Source organism: Ideonella sp. B508-1 (assembly GCF_000333615.1).
GTDB lineage: Bacteria > Pseudomonadota > Gammaproteobacteria > Burkholderiales > Burkholderiaceae_C > Ideonella.
On record NZ_BADL01000406.1, the window covers coordinates 1 to 15,912 of the forward strand.

The following is a 15,912-nucleotide window of genomic DNA, read 5'->3' on the forward strand; positions in this document are numbered from 1 at the left end:
AAGAAGACCCAGCTGGCTCAGGCCAGGGCGGCGCTGCAACAGCCACCCCCCAGCCCGCTGGCCGTGGAGTCGGCCCAGGCCTTCATGCAACGCGTGGCGGCCAAGGCCGTACACACCTGTCCGCAGTGTCGAGGACCGCTGCAGGTGGTGGCATCCCGCCCGGGCGCCAGGCACCTGCCCGCCCCCGGGTGCGAGTGTGCCCACACCCAGACAGCACGTGGGCCACCCTCATGACATGCCTGGCCTTGCGCGTTGCCCTGTCAGTGCGGGCCCCGACCCGCACGGGGCGCGTGCGTGCCTTCACACCACCAGCACCCTCACTCCAGCCAGAAACCACCGTGGCCAGGCCTGCCCAACCCTCCATGGCCCCCTCAGCCAAACGCCTGGGGGGCTTTACGTCCGAGCCCGGCCGACCATAATGGCCTGAAACAAAGCCCGGGGCGATCCAATCCCCCTGCGGCCTGCAACAAAGACCCACATGGGCAGGGACGGCACGATGGTTCAGTTCAACACGGTTTATCTGCCTCGGCTCGCCGTCGCGCGCATGCCTTCGTCTGCGCTCGGCAGATAAACGCTATCTGTTAGGCGCATCACCATGAAGCAGATTTTCGAAGCCATCGCCGAATACGCACAGGTATACGAAAAGCTGGAGCAACTTCAGGAAGCTCACAGAGATCTGATGCCAAAAGGTGACCAGAAGACCGGTGTCATCGCTGAGTTTTATGCTCGCCTTTACGCTCAATTCGCTTACCCAGGAGCTCATCTAATCTACGGAACGACAAGCGAACATGCGTGGGACATCACGATTCAAAGAGATGGGTACGCAGACCACAAAATACAGGTCAAAGCTGTTTCTATTCACTCCACAACCAGTAGAGTATCTAATATTCATCCTGGTTGGCACGAACTATACTTGCTTAGGCTCGATAGAGCGTTGTATCCCGAAGGCTTCTGGACGATTCTTGCATCCGATGCCCCATGGGCAACCGAGAAAATCGTCGGGAAAACCATGCCACACCGTGCGAGATCCGGGTCTGGTTCACAGATTTTCAGACAAGCATGCGACAAGCTTGGAGAACTAAATGCCGTACTGCAACGGTCCCGCGCCTAACTGGGCGGTCAAGCGGACGCCAACAAAGCCCATGGCTTCGCCATTTTCATGGGCTTTGTTGGTGCCCTCCACTCGCTGCGCTCCTTTCGGCGCCGCTTACCTTGGGCGTTAGACGCCACAGATGCTCCGTGCCCAAATCAGCTTCTTTCTCCCGCTCGTAGCCGCTGCGGTGATGCTGGCGTGGACCGCTGCATCCGGTCGGCCTTGGCGCTACACATCCATTGCTGTTCTTTCGATCGCGCTTTCCGCTGCTCTCCTTTACGGCGCAATCGCGGTACTCACACCCGGTGACGGGTTACTGCACGCATCTGCCTTGGTCGTTGCGTACGTCATGCCCGTGGCGTTCTTGGCCGCTGTACTCTGGCTTATGCGCGGACGCGTGTCCTTGGCATCTCGCGTCGGGTTTGCAGTCCTCTTGTCAGCCGCCCTCAGTTGGGTCGCGCCTATGTTTTTGCTGGTCGGCACGTGCATCGCACAAGGAAACTGTCTGTGAGCGCGATGACGTCTAACAGGTCGCTCCAGCGGACGGCTTCGCCGCCCGCTGAGCTTATTCGTTAGCCATCCTCTCTCTGAACCAGCGCCATGTTCAATCGCCCTTGGAAGAAGTACCTCAGCTTCGTCGCCTTCGTTGGGGCGCTCGTGCTGGCGACAAATCCCGAGCTTCGTGCACTTCTACTTGTCACCGAAGCGCTGGGGATCGAAGCCATTTTTGTTCTAGTGCTCGTTCAGTTGCGGTCGCTTTTGCCAATCGCTCACACTGTGGCCTCCCAGCTCACGGCAATGGTGTGTGCGGCTGCTTCAGCACTGTCCTTGGCATCTACAAGAGCACAGCTCGGCCTTCCTGCTTTCGGGCCACTCAGTCGGCTTCTTTGCCCACCGCTGTTCATACTCTCTGTCGGCACGCAATGTCGTGCCTCCGAGCGAGGCCTGTTGCGTCGGTAACCATCGGATGAAAATGCGATCGCTTCGTCAAGCCCCGATGGCTAACACTTCAATCGAGGCGAACAATTGCAGCAAGCTTGCAATTTGCGCCTCACTTCAAACGTTAAAACCCCCATTCACTTATGAGACTGATCAAATGAAGAAGCTTGTTTCCTTGCTGGCATTCGCACTTCTATCGGGATGTGCTTCTGTCTACAAACCCATCCCAGATGGCTATGCAGGCCCGACTGCAAATTTGTCCGACTCGTTCAATGCAATTAGCGGATCCAAGGTTGAGTTCTTTTATGTCGACCAGATTGATGGACATGAGTTGACCAACAGCAGATTTGCATCCCTTGCCGCAAACAGAGGCCGAGGAATGAGCATGTCTCCCGTCCTTGTCCAACGAGCAATTCCTGCTGCAAAAGCAACAACTTTGCTCTTAGTCGCAAGAACTGAATATGCAGTTCCGATACTTACGCTTACCAATACGGTATATCAGGTCAAAGGCAAGATTGAATTCACCCCCGAACCAAACAAGCGATACATCGTTCGAGGTCAACTGGGAGAAGGTCATGCCTCGGTTTGGCTTGAAGAGGAAGACACAAAGCAACTTGTTGGCGAGAAGGTTGAGGTTGAAGGCTCTGCCGCTAAGCTCGGGATTCTGGAAAAGTAATTTGTCGCACCGAGTGAGGTCTAACTGTCGGTTCAACGCGGACGCCAACACTGGCCATGCCTTCGGCATTTTTATGGCCAGCGTTGGTGCCCTACGCGCTTCGCGCTCCGGCGCCGGTTAACCTGGGCGTTGGGTGCCTTATGTTTAGCGCTGCTGTATTCGATATGGACGGTCTTTTAATCGACTCCGAGCGAGCGATAAGAGATGCATGGCAATCCGCAGCTCAGGAACGTGGAATCACTATTTCCACTTCGCAATACGCTTCTGTCGTTGGACGAGCTTCAGCAGAAGCTGATGCCCAACTTGCATCATTTATTGGCGGAGAAGAAGCCTTTGAAGAAACTCGCCAAGTTGTCATTTCAAAACTGAAAGTTTTTCCGGCCAAGCCAGGCGCAACAGAACTTCTATCTGGTTTAAGAAAACGTAAAATTCCTTGTGCAGTTGCATCATCAAGCAGTACCGCTGAAATCAGACGCCGGCTTGAAGCAGTTGGCCTGGCGGAGTATTTTCATTCCTTTGCAGGTGGAAATGAAGTTCAAAAAGGCAAACCCGATCCATCTGTGTATTTACTCGCGGCACGGCGGTTAGGCGTTTCTCCTGAAAAATGTCTGGCCTTCGAAGATAGCCAGAACGGGATAAGATCAGCAGTATCGGCAGGAATGCAGGTTGTAGCGGTGCCTGACCTTGTAAAACCAGACACTTCTACTTGTTTAATAAAACTTGGCTCACTTGATCGCGCTGTCCAGCACATTGAAGCATGGTTTCCAAATGCAAAAACAGGCACCTAGCATTTTAACAAACCGGGGGAGCCCAAAGCAAGCTTTGGGCTCCCCTCGCTGCGCTCGGTGCCCTTTATTTCTACGTTGAGGCTGTAGCAAAACTCTCTGCAGCATTAATTGGATGCTCGGGCTGAAAAATCGACCACTCAGGTCGATCCAGGATCGCCGATCTACAGCTAGGGAAGGGGTGAAAGAATCCTGTATTTTAGGTGGCTCCTGATGAGCGGAATTTTTCTATAACCTCGGTAGACCTCAATTGCTCGCAATAAAAGATGTCGACCCGCAGGGCGCTGATGCGCTCGCGCTTCTTCACGAGGCTTCAATTGATGCCAGAGCCCTTTATCCAGAGCTGTTTTCAGGCGACAGACCCCCTGCTACCAATATTCCGCTGGGCGAGCGCAGTGTCTACGTAGTCGCGTATGTCAACGGATGCCCTCTTGCTTGCGGGGCATTTCGGCCTTTTGATGAGTCCACTGCCGAGATTCGACGCATGTACGTTCATCGAGACCATCGTCGCAAAGGCCTTGCTCGCGCTGTTCTCGAGCATCTCGAGCGAGAGGCAGCACGCCTGGCCTATAGGCGCCTCGTACTCGAAACCGGCTACAAGCAAGTCTCCGCTATGCGACTGTATGAGTCGTGGGGTTTTCAGCGAGTTGCGCCTTTTGGTGAGTACGCTAGTGATCCAACAAGTGTCTGCTATGAGCGCCTCATCCACGGTAAGTCGCAGCTTCATACATCAAGTGCAACCCCCACAATATGAGCAACGGAGAAATCGGCGTGGCCTAGCATTATGGTCAAGCGGACGCCAACAAGGCCCATGGCTTCGCCATCTTCATGGGCCTTGTTGGTGCCCTCCACTCGCTGCGCTCTTTCCGTGCCGCTTACCGCTTACCTTGGGCGTCGAGGCTGTAGAAAAACCCCCCGGGAGCGCTGATGGGATGCTTGGATCGAAAATAATCTGCATCAGATCGATGCTAGGCAAGTAGGTGAAAGACCCCTGAATTCTGGGTGATTCTTGATAGTCGTCCTTTCTCTACAACCTCGTTAGGCCTCGCGAATTAAAAATGCGTCCCGTTTTTGCCGTCATCTTTTTGCTAGCATTTGGCGGCTGTTCATACGCACTTCAAATCGAATTTTTCAATGGAACGCTCAAACCAATTATTTTTTGCTCGATAGGTGAAGTCAAATCAGAATGCACAACTGTGCCTGCCCAAAGCGTCGCAGCGCTCCAGTGGATAGCAGGAGAATTTACTATCGAGTCAGCTGGTTGTGTGCGTCTTTATGCATTGAAACCACCAGAGCCACTGCAAGACTACGTCGAAATCCAAGAGCACGTCGTCAAAGCACGCATTGAACCAGACGGGCGCCTGTTCTTGACGCCGCATCGTATCGGTGGCTTCTCGAATACGATAGAACAACCAAGTGGCTACCCGGCAGAACCTGCAACCACTCAAGGTCAGTGCTAGCATATGCAGGCACAAGCACAGCATGTCAACGTCTCAGGCATCTTTCACCAGCCTAACTGGTCTACAGGGACTTCCCCTTCGATCAAGCAAAATCTGGCTGTTTTCTCCTTCCGAAGCGGTACTTGAGATTCCCGTTGAATCGCTGACCTGACAGGTGCTACACAGATGAGTGATTGAGTTGGCCTGCTGTCGGTCTGACCTGTGGTGTATCTCTGGCAACGCTGGTGTCGAGGGTTCCGATGCGCGCGCATCGCGCCTGCCCCGGGGCACCGGATCGGAATCCATCACAGATTCAAAAGGGGCCTGTCAGCAACGCTTCGGACAGCACCACTGGCAGGAAGCAGGGTTGGTTGGCAACGGGGGGCGGCTGGGGTCCGTGTGCGGCGCCTGCTCAAGGCGACACATTCACCTTGCAAACACCACGCTGCAACGATAGGCTGGGGCATTCACCCTGTATCCGAACAAAGCGTCGACACGGGCTGCCCAAACCTGAGATCAACATGCTGCTTGACCGTGCCGACCTCCTGATGGACGGGGGGTGCTACAGCTTCGGTAGGCCTCACACGGAGTCCTATGGGCCATCACTACCTGCCTCGGTTCTACCTACGAGGCTTCACAACTGGGAACACGGTTTGGGTTCACGACCGCCGCGAACGCCGATCCTATCCGTCGCAACCAAAGTCCGTCGCAAACGAGAACAAGCTCTACTCTGAGGACATAGAGCAACACCTGGCGAATGCAATCGAAGATCCCGCAAAGTCGGCCATTGAAGCCCTGAGGCTGCACCAGCCCCTTGACGAGCAGCAGCGTGAAGCACTTGCTCACTACGTCATTGCACTATGGAAACGAGTTCCAGAGGGTAGAGCGCGGGTGTACTCTGGCGTACCAGAGGTCGCCGATTCGATACGACAGGAACTACATGCGGAGCTCGACGCGACTGTGGCTGCGACGCCTCACCTTGCCGATCTTGCGGAGCATCGAAAAGCCCAAGTCTCTGAGGTCATTGAGAAGTTCAAGATCGAACCACCTCCAGAGGTATGGCACCAAAACCTCACTCGCGACAGCAGTCCGAATGTAGTTGCGGCTCTACTATCCATGAATTGGCGTGTGCTGATTTCGGAAGGAGCTGATTTTTTGACGTCCGATAACCCGGTGTTTTTCTTTCAAAACGAAGGCATTGGACGACCTACGTCCGAGTTGTCTGTTCCGCTTTCAAGCACCGTCGTTTTATGGGCACACCGCAGGCCTGCGCCTGGACCGCTCTATTTCACGGCACGTCCAGAAGCGGTACGAGGCCTTAATCGCCGTGTCGTATTCAATGCGACTCGTTACGTCTACTCCCAGCGATTGGAGCCTTGGATGCTCCGGTTCGTCTGTAAGACAGACCATGTACTTACCCGTTTTATCGAGCAGTGAGGCTTCTCAAGTCAGTCACGCTAATTGCGTTGATTCGTAATCACCCACCAAGTTCAGAGCGTTGAACCGCCATGCGTCGCTCATCTGACCCCCGCGCCCAGTCATCGACATGAACCTCTTCGAGCACTCCTGGGCCCATGCCTGGGCGGACCTGGGGCTGCAGCCGCCAGCCGGCGTATTGGACGCGCTGCTGGCGGCTTATGACGAGCCCCAGCGTCACTACCACTCGCAGCAGCATCTGGCCGAGTGCCTGGCTCACTTCGATGCGGTGCGGCCTTTGGCGCAGCACCCGGGCGAAGTCGAAATCGCCCTGTGGTTTCACGACGCTGTCTACGACGTGCGTGGCACGTCGAACGAGCGTCAAAGTGCGGATTGGGCGCGCCGGGTGCTCGGCGCCAGCGGCGCGGACGAGGCGACGCAGCAGCGGGTGGACGCCTTGATCATGGCCACCCGGCACGACGCGGCGCCCGCGCCCGGCGATGAGCAGCTGCTCGTCGACATCGATCTCTCGATCCTGGGGGCCGCGCCGGAGCGCTTTGCGGAGTACGACCGCCAGGTGCGGGCCGAATACCAGTGGGTGCCGGGCTTCGTCTACAAGATGAAGCGACGGGCCGTGCTCGGCGCCTTCCTGTCCCGTCCCCGCATCTACGGCACCGGCCACTTCAGTGCCCGTTGCGAGGCCCAGGCGCGGGCCAATCTGGCCTGGGCAATCGACGGTCGCGCGGGGAGTCAGCCGCCGCCGGCCGTCACGGCTGGCCCGCCACCACTTCGCTGATCTGCAGCACCGGCGTCAGGTCCGTGTCGTTCGGGATGTCCGCCAGGATCTCTCAGTCGCACTGACTTGATGATCACGTCCTGTCTCCGGGTGTGCCGGCCTGGAGGGCCGGCCCTGGGTGGGTGGCACCCGCGGATCAGGGGTGGGCTTCGGTATCCACCTCGGCCTCGGTGGCTGCGTTGTAGCGCCCGCCGACGATGTGTTCCGGCGGCAGGGCGTCGCTGATGCGCTGAACCTGCTCGGGGCTCAGCCGAACCTGCAGGGCGCCCAGGTCTTCTTCCAGGTGGTCCAGGCGGGTGGTGCCGGGAATGGGCAGGATGTCGTCGCCCTGGTGCAGCAGCCAGGCCAGGGCCAGCTGGGCCAGGCTGCAGTGCAGCTCATCGGCCAGGGGCTTGAGGGCCTCCAGCGCCGCCAGGTTGCGGGCATAGGCCTCGGGCGTGAAGCGGGGCATGGCGCGCCGGATGTCCTTGGGCGCCAGGTCGTCCACGCGGGTCAGGGTGCCGGTCAGGTAGCCGCGGCCCAGGGGGCTGAAGGCCACGTAGGCCACGCCCAGTTCGCGGCAGGCCTGCAGGGCGCCGAATTCGGCGTTGCGGGTCCACAGCGAGTATTCGGACTGCAGGGCGGCAATGGGGTGCACCGCATGGGCGCGGCGCAGCGTCGCGCCCGACACTTCGGACAGGCCGATCGCGCGGATCTTGCCTTCGCGCACCAGTTCCGCCAGCGCGCCCACGCTGTCTTCGATGGGCACGGTCTTGTCCCAGCGGTGCAGGTAGTAGAGGTCGATGACGTCGGTGCGCAGGCGCTGCAGCGCGGCCTCGCAGGTGGCCTTGAGGGTGGCGGGCCGGCCGTCGATGACCCGCACGCCGTCCACGCCCTGCATGCCGCACTTGCTGGCCAGCGTGAAGCGCTGGCGCAGCGGCCCCAGGGTCTCGCCCACCAGGGTTTCGTTGGCACCAAAGCCGTAGAGAGCCGCGGTGTCGAAGAAGTCCACGCCCAGGTCCAGCGCACGGTGCAGCAGGGCCTGCGCGGCAGCCCGCTCAGGCGGCTGGCCGTAGGCATGGCTCAGGTTCATGCAGCCCAGGCCGATGGCCGAGACCGAGAAGGGGCCGAGTTGACGGTGTTGCATGGTGTTTGACCTTGTTGTCTCAGGCAGTCCAATGTTCCGACAGGCGCTCAGCCTGTTCCAGCACCCGTCGGATCGCCCCCCAACTCGGCTATCGCCTGGTGCAAGAACGCTGCCATCTGCGCCTTGTCCGGCAACTGCACCTGATAGCGTGAGACGAAGAGCTGGTTGCTCATGCCGGCCAGCGCGTACTCCACCAGTTCTTGGTTCTTGCGGGTACACAGCAGGATGCCGATGGGCGGCTGGTCGCCTTCGGTCATCTGGTGCTGCTGGTAGTAGCTGACGTAGGCGTTGAGCTGACCCAGGTGTTCATGCTTGAAGGCATCGTTTTTCAGCTCGATGAGCACATGACACTTGAGCACGCGGTGGTAGAAGACCAGATCCACGAAAAAGTGCTCGCCACCGATGACCAGGCGCTGCTGCCGCGCTTCGAAGCAGAAGCCGTGACCCAGTTCCAGCAAGAAGGCCTGCAGCCTATCGAGCAGGGCGTCCTCCAACTGGCCCTCGGTCACCACCTCCTGGGGCTTCAGGCCGAGGAACTCGAAGACGTAGGGATCGCGGATGACCTGCTGCGGCGTGACGGCCTCGGCTTGGCGGTGCGCCAGTGCAGACAGCACCGCTGGGTCGCGGGACAGGCCGCTGCGCTGGTAGTACTGGGTAGCAATCTGGCGTTTGAGCTCGCGCACCGACCAGTGGCTGCGCAGGGCTTCGGCCTCGTAGAAGGCGCGTTGCGTCGGGTCGTCCAGCTGCAGCAGTTCTGCAAAGTGCGAGAACGACAGCTGCTCCAGCAGGATCTGGGCGGGCACGGTGGGCACGGCCGAGCCAGATTCGGGAGACGTTGTCTCCCGAATCTGCAGGCCGGGCAATTGGGTAGACAGCGTCTCCCGAATCTGCGGGTAGGTCAGATAGAACTGCCGGTAGCGGCGCAGCTCGCGGGCCTCCATGCGCTTGAGCCCGGTCTGCTGCAGGCGCTGGGCCAGGGTCTCCAGCAACCGTTCGCCGTAGGCGCCGCGGTCCGCCCCCGACTGTTCGTACTCGCGGATGTGGTAGCCGAACAGCCAGTTGCGCAGGGTGAGGCTGACGTTGACGGCCTTGGCAGCCCGCGCCTCCAGCGCGCCGTGGGCCTGGGCCAGGATCTCGACCAGGCGGTCGAAGTTCAAGGGCTCAGAGGGCATAGCCCAGCACCCTGTGCATGCAGCCGCCGGGGTTGACGTTGGAAGGCCTGTGGTCGGCGGCGTTCCACAGCCGAGCGTCGCGCTCGTTGACGAACTGCTGTTCTTCGTTGTTCATGGCAGTCTTCCCTTGGCATGGGCTGCTGCGGCGCGCCCATGAAAACGCCTACCCCGTGGGCCGAACGATTCTATTCGGGGGGTAGGCGCGCTGCCTTGGGAGAGGCGGAGGGTGTCAGGCGTTCAGCTGTTCTTCCAGCTGATGCAGCACCTCGTAGCAGGGCAGCACCTGGGCCACGCTGGAGTTGGGCTCGCGGCCTTCGCGGATGGCGGCGAAGAACTCGCGGTCCTGCAGCTCGATGCCGTTCATCGACACGTCCACCTTCGACACGTCGATCTTCTCGTCCTTGCCGTTGAAGAGGTCGTCGTAGCGGGCGATGTAGGTGCCGGTGTCGCCGATGTAGCGGAAGAACGTGCCCAGCGGGCCGTCGTTGTTGAAGGACAGGCTCAGCGTGCAGATGGCGCCGTTGGCGGCCTTGAGCTGGATGCTCATGTCCATGGCAATGCCCAGCGTCGGGTGGATGGGGCCCTGGATGGCATTGGCCTTCACGATGGGGCTGCCCGCCTGGTAGGCGAACAGGTCCACGGTGTGGGCGGCGTGGTGCCACAGCAGGTGGTCCGTCCAGCTGCGGGGCTGGCCCAGCGCGTTCATGTTGGTGCGGCGGAAGAAGTAGGTCTGCACATCCATCTGCTGGATGTTGAACTCGCCGGCGGTGATCTTCTTGTGCACCCACTGGTGGCTGGGGTTGAAGCGGCGGGTGTGGCCGCACATGGCCACCCGGCCGGTCTCGCGCTGCACCTGGGCCACTTCGCGGCCTTCCTTGAGCAGGTCGCACAGCGGGATTTCCACCTGCACGTGCTTGCCGGCCCTCATGCAGGCGATGGCCTGCTGGGCGTGCATCTGCGTGGGGGTGCAGAGGATGACGGCGTCCACCTCGGACAGGGCCAGGGCGTCGGCCAGGTCGGTGCTGACGTGTGGGATGCCGTACTTGGCGGCCACTTCGCGGGTCTTGGCCAGGTCGCGGCTGATCAGCGAGACGACTTCCACGCCGTCGATGTTCTGGATGCCGTCCAGGTGCTTGATGCCGAAGGCACCGGCGCCGGCCAGCGCGACTTTCAGGGTGGGGGTGCTCATGTCAGGTGTTCTCCAGGATCAGGTGGCCGACGGCAGTGTTGGACGCCGGCACATGGTAGAAGCGGTGCGCCACGCGCGGGGCCGGGCCACCGGCCACGTCGTCCATGGCGCCGCGGGCGATCAGCCACATGACCAGCTCGATGCCTTCCGAGCCGGCCTCGCGCACGTATTCCACATGGTCGATGGCGGCGGTGGTGGCGGGGGCGCTGATCAGCTTGTCCAGCCAGGCGTTGTCCCATTCGCGGTTGATCAGGCCGGCCCGCGGGCCTTGCAGCTGGTGGCTCATGCCGCCGGTGCCCCAGATCTGCACGTTCAGCGGCTGGTCGAAGGATTCCACCGCGCGGCGGATGGCCTGGCCCAGCTGGTAGCAGCGCCGGCCCGAGGGCACGGGGTACTGCACCACGTTGACGGCAAAGGGGATGACGGCGCAGGGCCAGGCACCGCCGTGTTGCGGGTTCTGCTCGCCGCACATCAGGGACAGGGGCACGGTGAGGCCGTGGTCCACGTCCATTTTGTTGACGATCGTGAGGTCGAAGTCGTCCTGGATGACGCTGTGGGCGATGTGGCTGGCCAGCTCGGGGTGGCCCTGCACCACGGGCACCGGGCGCGGGCCCCAGCCCTCGTCGGCGGGCTGGAACTGGGCGGCCGTGCCGATGGCGAAAGTGGGGATCAGGTCCAGGCTGAAGGCGTTGGCGTGGTCGTTGTAGACCAGGAACACCACGTCGGGGCGCTGCTGCTGCATCCAGCGCTTGGAAAACTCGTAGCCGTCGAACAGGGGCTGCCAATAGGGCTCGGCCTGACGGTGCTGGTCGATGGCCACGCCGATGGCGGGCACATGCGAGGTGTAGACGGAGGCGGTGATGCGTGCCATGGTGGCTCAGTCTCCCTGGCGCGGGTCGGTCTGGGGCTGATTCTGGGGTTGCGCGTCCCCGTCCTCGCCAAGGCGGCGGTTGCCCTCGACGGAGCGCCCCCCCTTCATCATCATGCGGCGGTAGCCTTCCTCGCTCATGCCGGTCATGCTGCCGGCCATCTGCTGAAAGCTCTTGCCGTCGGTGGCACCGATCTTGGCCAGGAAGTAGATGTTGCCACCCAGCCGGATGCATTCGTTGAGGTCGCGGGCCAGCACCGCGGCCTTCTGGGCCTCGGTCATCGGCCACTCGTCCAGGTAGGCCCGCTCGTCGGCCTTGAAGCGGGCACGGTTGTCCGCCTTCATCAGCGACATGCAGAACTGGTTGAGCCAGTAGCCCTTGCGGGACTGCTCGGCGTCGAAGATGGTGGTGCCGGGGATGTCGGCGTAGGGCTTCTCCAGGGGCATCTCAGCACTCCTCCGGCCAGTACAGGCGCATGGGGTTATCCACCAGCAGCTTGCGTTGCAGCGCCGGCGTGACGGCGATATGGGGGATGAAATCCACCAGCAGGCCGTCGTCGGGCATGTGGTCCTTCAGGTTGGGGTGGGGCCAGTCGGTGCCCCACAGCACGCGGTCCGGGAATTCTTCCACCACCTTGCGGGCGAAGGGCACCACGTCGCGGTAGGCCGCCTGCTCGCCGGCCAGCGCCTTGGGGCCGGTGACGGAGAGGCGTTCCGGGCAGCTGACCTTGCTCCACACATTGGGGTGCTCGCGCATGAACTTCAGGAACAGCGCGAACTCGGGGCCGTCCACTGGCTGGCTCACGTCGGGCCGGCCCATGTGGTCCACCACCACGGTGGTGGGCAGGGCGGTGAAGAAGTCCCACAGCTCGGGCAGGTCCACGGCTTCGAAGTAGATCACCACATGCCAGCCGAGCTTGGCGATGCGCCCGGCGATCTCCATCAGCTCGTCCTTGGGCGTGAAGTCCACCAGGCGCTTGACGAAGTTGAAGCGCACGCCGCGCACGCCGGCCGCGTGCAGGGCGTTCAGCTCCTCGTCGGTGATGCTGCGCTTGACGGTGGCCACGCCGCGGGCCTTGCCCCCGCTGGCCAGGCAGGCGTCCACCATGGCGCGGTTGTCCGCACCGTGGCAGGTGGCCTGCACGACCACGTTGCGGGAGAAGCCCAGGTGGTCGCGCAGGGCGAAGAGCTGCTGCTTGCTGGCGTCGCAGGGGGTGTATTTGCGCTCGGGGGCGTAGGGGAATTCGGCGCCCGGGCCGAAGACGTGGCAGTGGGCGTCCACGGCGCCGGCGGGCAGCGCAAAGCGCGGTCGGCTGGGGCCATCGAACCAGTCCATCCAGCCTGGGGTTTTGGTGAAGTCGCCGGAGGTGGGGCGGTTGCTCATGCTTGTTCCTTGGGTTGGGTGTGGGCGAGCAGGCGGTCGGCCTCCACGCGCCAGTCGGCGCTGCGGGCAAAGCCGGGCGTGCCGCGTGGGCCGAAGACGTCCTGGTCGGCCAGGTCGGCCACCCAGGCCTGGCGGCGCCAGGTGCCATCGGCGCTCCAGGGGGTGAGGCCGGCTTCGCCGACGGTGCGGGCCACTTCCATCACCTCCTCGCTGCGGCGGCGGCCGTGCTCGATGACGCGCTGGAAGAAGTAGCTGGCCTGCTTCTCCCAGTCGATGCCGGGAAAGGTCTCCTGCAGCGAGGCGATGACGGCATCCTCCACGCCGTAGTGGCGGGCGGTGCTGAAGCTCTCGATGACCATGGCCTCCAGGCCCTTGATCATCACGCTGCGGCACATCTTGGTGGCGCTGGCCACGCCCAGGCGCGCATCGGCCACCTTGGCTGCAAAGCCCAGTGCGTTCAAGCCGGGGCACAGGGCCTCGGCGTCGGGCCCGCCCAGCAGCAGCGGCACCCGGATGCGGTAGGGCGGCACGCTGGTCATCACCGCGCCTTCCACGTAGCGGCCACCGGCGGCGTTGACCAGCGCCGCGGCCTGCTGCTTGGCGCCCGGCGAGGCGGAGTTGAAGTCCAGGAAGAAGGCGCCGGCCTGAATACCGGCCGCGCAGGCCCGGGCCACGTCCACGGTCTGGCTGGCGGTGACGGCGCTGACCACCAGGTCCACGTCGCGGGCGAGGTCGGCGGCGTCGTCGCACAGGCTCACACCGTGATCCAGGGCATGGGCGCGCAGGGCGGGGGCGGTGTCGGGCCGGTCGAGCTTGCGGTCGTAGGCCGAGACGGCCAGGCCCTGGGCGCGCAGGTCCTCGGCCAGGATGCGGCCCACCTCGCCGTAGCCGACGAGGCCGATCTTCCAGGGGCGTGCCGATGTGCTCATGGCGGGGCTCAGTCGATGTAGCGCAGGCCGGCCTGGGCCAGCGGCTCGCGCATCTTGTACATGTCCAGGCCCAGGATGCCGGAGGCCAGCTTCTCGCGCTTGGCGCCTTCGTTGGCCTCGCGGGCGCGGGCGGCTTCCAGGGTCTTGGCGGCCATGGCGCGCGGCACGCAGACCACGCCGTCATCGTCGGCCACGATGACGTCGCCCGGGGTGACCCACATGCCGGCGCAGACCACCGGGATGTTGACCGAGCCCAGGGTGGCCTTGATGGTGCCCTTGCTGCTGATGGCCTTGCTCCAGACCGGGAAGTTCATCTCGGTCAGGGTCTTCACGTCGCGCACGCCGGCATCGATGACCAGGGCGCGGGCGCCGCGGGACTGGAAGCTGGTGGCCAGCAGGTCGCCGAAGTAGCCGTCGGTGCATTCGGCGGTGATGGCGGCGACCACGATGTCGCCGGGCTGGATCTGCTCGGCCACCACATGCATCATCCAGTTGTCACCGGGGTGCAGCAGCACGGTCACCGCCGTGCCGGACACCTGGGCGCCGCTGAAGATGGGACGCATGTAGGGCTTCATCAGGCCGACGCGGCCCATGGCCTCGTGCACGGTGGCCGAGCCCAGGCTGGCCAGGGCATCCGCGGTCTCGCGGTCGGTGCGTTGGATGTTGCGGTAGACGACGCCGAGTTCGTACATGGTGAATTCCTTTGAGTGTGTCGTGAGCGTGGAGGCAGCCGGGGCGGCGCCGGGCCGCCCCAAGCCAGCCCCGGCCAGCCCCCTTGGGGGGCGAGGGTGCTGTCCGCAGCACCCTGGGGGTCAAAGACCTTTCGCTTTGAGGGCGGCGTCCAGCCGGGGGAAGACGCGGCGTGCATTGCCTTCGTAGACCATGTGGCGCTCCTCGGCGCTCAGGTTCACGGTGGCTTCGATGTAGCGCTTGGTGTCGTCGTAGTAGTGGCCGGTGGTCGGGTCGATGCCGCGCACGGCGCCGATCATTTCCGAGGCGAAGAGGATGTTCTTCACCGGGATCACGTGGGTCAGCAGGTCGATGCCGGGCTGGTGGTAGACGCAGGTGTCGAAGAAGATGTTGTTGAGCAGGTGCTCGTCCAGCAGCGGCTTCTTCATCTCCTGGGCCAGGCCACGGAAGCGGCCCCAGTGGTAGGGCACCGCGCCGCCGCCGTGGGGGATCAGGAACTTCAGGGTCGGGAAGTCCTTGAACAGGTCGCCCTGGATGCACTGCATGAAGGCGGTGGTGTCCGCGTTCAGGTAGTGCGCGCCGGTGGTGTGGAAGCAGGCGTTGCAGCTGGTGCTGACGTGGATCATCGCCGGTATGTCGTACTCGACCATCTTCTCGTAGATGGGGTACCAGTGGCGGTCGGTCAGCGCAGGGCTGGTCCAGTGGCCGCCGGAGGGATCCGGGTTCAGGTTGATGCCGACGAAGCCGTATTCCTTGACGCATTTCTCCAGCTCGGGAATGCAGCTGGCCGGGTCCACGCCGGGCGACTGCGGCAGCATGGCCGCGCCGATGAAGTGGTCGGGGAAGAGCTCGGCCACGCGGTGGCACAGCTCATTGCAGATGGCGGCCCAGGTGGCGCTGGTCTGGAAGTCGCCGATGTGGTGGGCCATGAAGCTGGCGCGCGGGCTGAAGATGGTCAGGTCCGAGCCGCGCTGCTTCATCAGCTTGAGCTGGTTGGTCTCGATGGACTCGCGCAGCTCGTCGTCGCTGATCTTCAGGCTCTTCGGGTCGGGGGTCTTGCTCGGGTCCTTGAGCGCGGCGATCTGCAGGTCGCGCCAGGCGCCCAGGGCGGCCGGGGCGGTGGTGTAGTGGCCGTGGACGTCGATGATCATGAGGGGGTCTCCAGGGAAGAGGGCGGATGAGCAGGCGGATAAGCGTGCGGATCAGTGGGAGGCCAGTTCGGCCAGGGTCTGTTGGCTGACCGGGCGGCGGTGGCGCGGGTCGTCCGGCTGCGAGAAGTCCTTGAGCAGCACCGCCACGGTGGCCACCAGGCCGGGCACGGCCACGGCGGTGAAGATGCCGGAGAAGCCCAGGTGGCGGGCGCTCAGCTCGGCCACCAGGTAGGAGCCGGCGATGCCGCCGAAGCGGCCG

At 62.7% G+C, this 15,912-nt stretch carries 17 protein-coding genes and 1 pseudogene; 7 read left to right on the top strand and 11 right to left on the bottom strand.

All coding sequences use genetic code 11. The features are described from left to right. The first annotated feature begins 595 nt into the window (after positions 1 to 595). The 7 genes from I73_RS32725 (at position 596) to I73_RS28540 (ending at position 7,144) form a co-directional block, all read left to right on the top strand. Positions 596 to 1,111: a hypothetical protein gene (locus I73_RS32725; RefSeq protein WP_148289826.1), complete on the top strand. Its 516-nt coding sequence runs from the start codon at positions 596 to 598 to the stop codon at positions 1,109 to 1,111. A 1,078-nt stretch (positions 1,112 to 2,189) separates the two neighbouring features. Then, the gene (locus tag I73_RS32730; RefSeq protein ID WP_148289827.1) at positions 2,190 to 2,708 is read left to right on the top strand and encodes a hypothetical protein; all 519 of its coding nucleotides are present in this window, start codon (positions 2,190 to 2,192) and stop codon (positions 2,706 to 2,708) included. 56 nt (positions 2,709 to 2,764) lie between these two features. Continuing rightward, positions 2,765 to 3,496, top strand: coding sequence for an HAD family phosphatase (locus I73_RS31805; RefSeq protein ID WP_306304238.1), 732 nt, complete (start codon positions 2,765 to 2,767; stop codon positions 3,494 to 3,496). Positions 3,497 to 3,743: 247 nt separating this feature from the next. Beyond that, positions 3,744 to 4,247 (top strand): GNAT family N-acetyltransferase, encoded by a 504-nt coding sequence (locus tag I73_RS34870; RefSeq protein ID WP_083876832.1) that lies wholly within the window; start codon positions 3,744 to 3,746, stop codon positions 4,245 to 4,247. A gap of 304 nt (positions 4,248 to 4,551) precedes the next feature. Beyond that, positions 4,552 to 4,953: a hypothetical protein gene (locus I73_RS32735; protein WP_148289828.1), complete on the top strand. Its 402-nt coding sequence runs from the start codon at positions 4,552 to 4,554 to the stop codon at positions 4,951 to 4,953. 573 nt (positions 4,954 to 5,526) lie between these two features. Continuing rightward, complete coding sequence (locus tag I73_RS31815; RefSeq protein WP_083876834.1) at positions 5,527 to 6,369, top strand: DUF4238 domain-containing protein; 843 nt, start codon at positions 5,527 to 5,529, stop codon at positions 6,367 to 6,369. A gap of 109 nt (positions 6,370 to 6,478) precedes the next feature. Further along, complete coding sequence (locus I73_RS28540) at positions 6,479 to 7,144, top strand: N-methyl-D-aspartate receptor NMDAR2C subunit (RefSeq protein ID WP_022981683.1); 666 nt, start codon at positions 6,479 to 6,481, stop codon at positions 7,142 to 7,144. 136 nt (positions 7,145 to 7,280) lie between these two features. Here I73_RS28540 and I73_RS16805 read toward each other — a convergent pair whose 3' ends face one another. From I73_RS16805 to I73_RS33280, 11 genes and pseudogenes are all read right to left on the bottom strand, one after another. Continuing rightward, positions 7,281 to 8,270 carry an aldo/keto reductase gene (locus tag I73_RS16805; protein WP_022981684.1) on the bottom strand — a complete coding sequence of 330 codons (990 nt, stop codon included), beginning with the start codon at positions 8,268 to 8,270 and terminating at the stop codon, positions 7,281 to 7,283. A gap of 47 nt (positions 8,271 to 8,317) precedes the next feature. After that, positions 8,318 to 9,427 (bottom strand): YhcG family protein, encoded by a 1,110-nt coding sequence (locus I73_RS16810; protein WP_022981685.1) that lies wholly within the window; start codon positions 9,425 to 9,427, stop codon positions 8,318 to 8,320. Positions 9,428 to 9,431: 4 nt separating this feature from the next. Beyond that, positions 9,432 to 9,557 (bottom strand): hypothetical protein, encoded by a 126-nt coding sequence (locus I73_RS34470; RefSeq protein WP_022981686.1) that lies wholly within the window; start codon positions 9,555 to 9,557, stop codon positions 9,432 to 9,434. 114 nt (positions 9,558 to 9,671) lie between these two features. Continuing rightward, a complete protein-coding gene (locus I73_RS16820) occupies positions 9,672 to 10,631 on the bottom strand; it encodes a Gfo/Idh/MocA family oxidoreductase (protein WP_022981687.1) in 960 nt (319 codons plus the stop codon). A 1-nt stretch (position 10,632) separates the two neighbouring features. Further along, complete coding sequence (locus I73_RS16825) at positions 10,633 to 11,502, bottom strand: class III extradiol dioxygenase subunit beta (protein ID WP_022981688.1); 870 nt, start codon at positions 11,500 to 11,502, stop codon at positions 10,633 to 10,635. A gap of 6 nt (positions 11,503 to 11,508) precedes the next feature. After that, positions 11,509 to 11,946 carry a protocatechuate 4,5-dioxygenase subunit alpha gene (ligA, locus tag I73_RS16830; protein ID WP_022981689.1) on the bottom strand — a complete coding sequence of 146 codons (438 nt, stop codon included), beginning with the start codon at positions 11,944 to 11,946 and terminating at the stop codon, positions 11,509 to 11,511. Between the two features lies 1 nt (position 11,947). Continuing rightward, a complete protein-coding gene (locus tag I73_RS16835) occupies positions 11,948 to 12,883 on the bottom strand; it encodes an amidohydrolase family protein (protein WP_022981690.1) in 936 nt (311 codons plus the stop codon). After that, positions 12,880 to 13,812 carry an NAD(P)-dependent oxidoreductase gene (locus I73_RS16840; RefSeq protein WP_022981691.1) on the bottom strand — a complete coding sequence of 311 codons (933 nt, stop codon included), beginning with the start codon at positions 13,810 to 13,812 and terminating at the stop codon, positions 12,880 to 12,882. Before I73_RS16840 ends, I73_RS16835 begins: the two co-directional genes overlap by 4 nt. A gap of 8 nt (positions 13,813 to 13,820) precedes the next feature. Further along, positions 13,821 to 14,504 (bottom strand): 4-carboxy-4-hydroxy-2-oxoadipate aldolase/oxaloacetate decarboxylase, encoded by a 684-nt coding sequence (gene ligK / locus I73_RS16845; RefSeq protein WP_022981692.1) that lies wholly within the window; start codon positions 14,502 to 14,504, stop codon positions 13,821 to 13,823. Between the two features lie 120 nt (positions 14,505 to 14,624). Then, positions 14,625 to 15,653: an amidohydrolase family protein gene (locus tag I73_RS16850; RefSeq protein WP_022981693.1), complete on the bottom strand. Its 1,029-nt coding sequence runs from the start codon at positions 15,651 to 15,653 to the stop codon at positions 14,625 to 14,627. 51 nt (positions 15,654 to 15,704) lie between these two features. Next, positions 15,705 to 15,912 (bottom strand): annotated as a pseudogene (locus tag I73_RS33280) (hypothetical protein); the annotation flags it as partial.

Bases quoted from the DNA above. Each gene is read 5' to 3' on its own strand.
- I73_RS32725 (WP_148289826.1), top strand. From the start codon at position 596: ATGAAGCAGATTTTCGAAGCCATCGCCGAATACGCACAGGTATACGAA.
- I73_RS32730 (WP_148289827.1), top strand. From the start codon at position 2,190: ATGAAGAAGCTTGTTTCCTTGCTGGCATTCGCACTTCTATCGGGATGT.
- I73_RS31805 (WP_306304238.1), top strand. From the start codon at position 2,765: ATGCCTTCGGCATTTTTATGGCCAGCGTTGGTGCCCTACGCGCTTCGC.
- I73_RS32735 (WP_148289828.1), top strand. From the start codon at position 4,552: ATGCGTCCCGTTTTTGCCGTCATCTTTTTGCTAGCATTTGGCGGCTGT.
- I73_RS31815 (WP_083876834.1), top strand. From the start codon at position 5,527: ATGGGCCATCACTACCTGCCTCGGTTCTACCTACGAGGCTTCACAACT.
- I73_RS28540 (WP_022981683.1), top strand. From the start codon at position 6,479: ATGAACCTCTTCGAGCACTCCTGGGCCCATGCCTGGGCGGACCTGGGG.
- I73_RS16805 (WP_022981684.1), bottom strand. From the start codon at position 8,270: ATGCAACACCGTCAACTCGGCCCCTTCTCGGTCTCGGCCATCGGCCTG.
- I73_RS34470 (WP_022981686.1), bottom strand. From the start codon at position 9,557: ATGAACAACGAAGAACAGCAGTTCGTCAACGAGCGCGACGCTCGGCTG.
- I73_RS16820 (WP_022981687.1), bottom strand. From the start codon at position 10,631: ATGAGCACCCCCACCCTGAAAGTCGCGCTGGCCGGCGCCGGTGCCTTC.
- I73_RS16825 (WP_022981688.1), bottom strand. From the start codon at position 11,502: ATGGCACGCATCACCGCCTCCGTCTACACCTCGCATGTGCCCGCCATC.
- ligA (WP_022981689.1), bottom strand. From the start codon at position 11,946: ATGCCCCTGGAGAAGCCCTACGCCGACATCCCCGGCACCACCATCTTC.
- I73_RS16835 (WP_022981690.1), bottom strand. From the start codon at position 12,883: ATGAGCAACCGCCCCACCTCCGGCGACTTCACCAAAACCCCAGGCTGG.
- I73_RS16840 (WP_022981691.1), bottom strand. From the start codon at position 13,812: ATGAGCACATCGGCACGCCCCTGGAAGATCGGCCTCGTCGGCTACGGC.
- ligK (WP_022981692.1), bottom strand. From the start codon at position 14,504: ATGTACGAACTCGGCGTCGTCTACCGCAACATCCAACGCACCGACCGC.
- I73_RS16850 (WP_022981693.1), bottom strand. From the start codon at position 15,653: ATGATCATCGACGTCCACGGCCACTACACCACCGCCCCGGCCGCCCTG.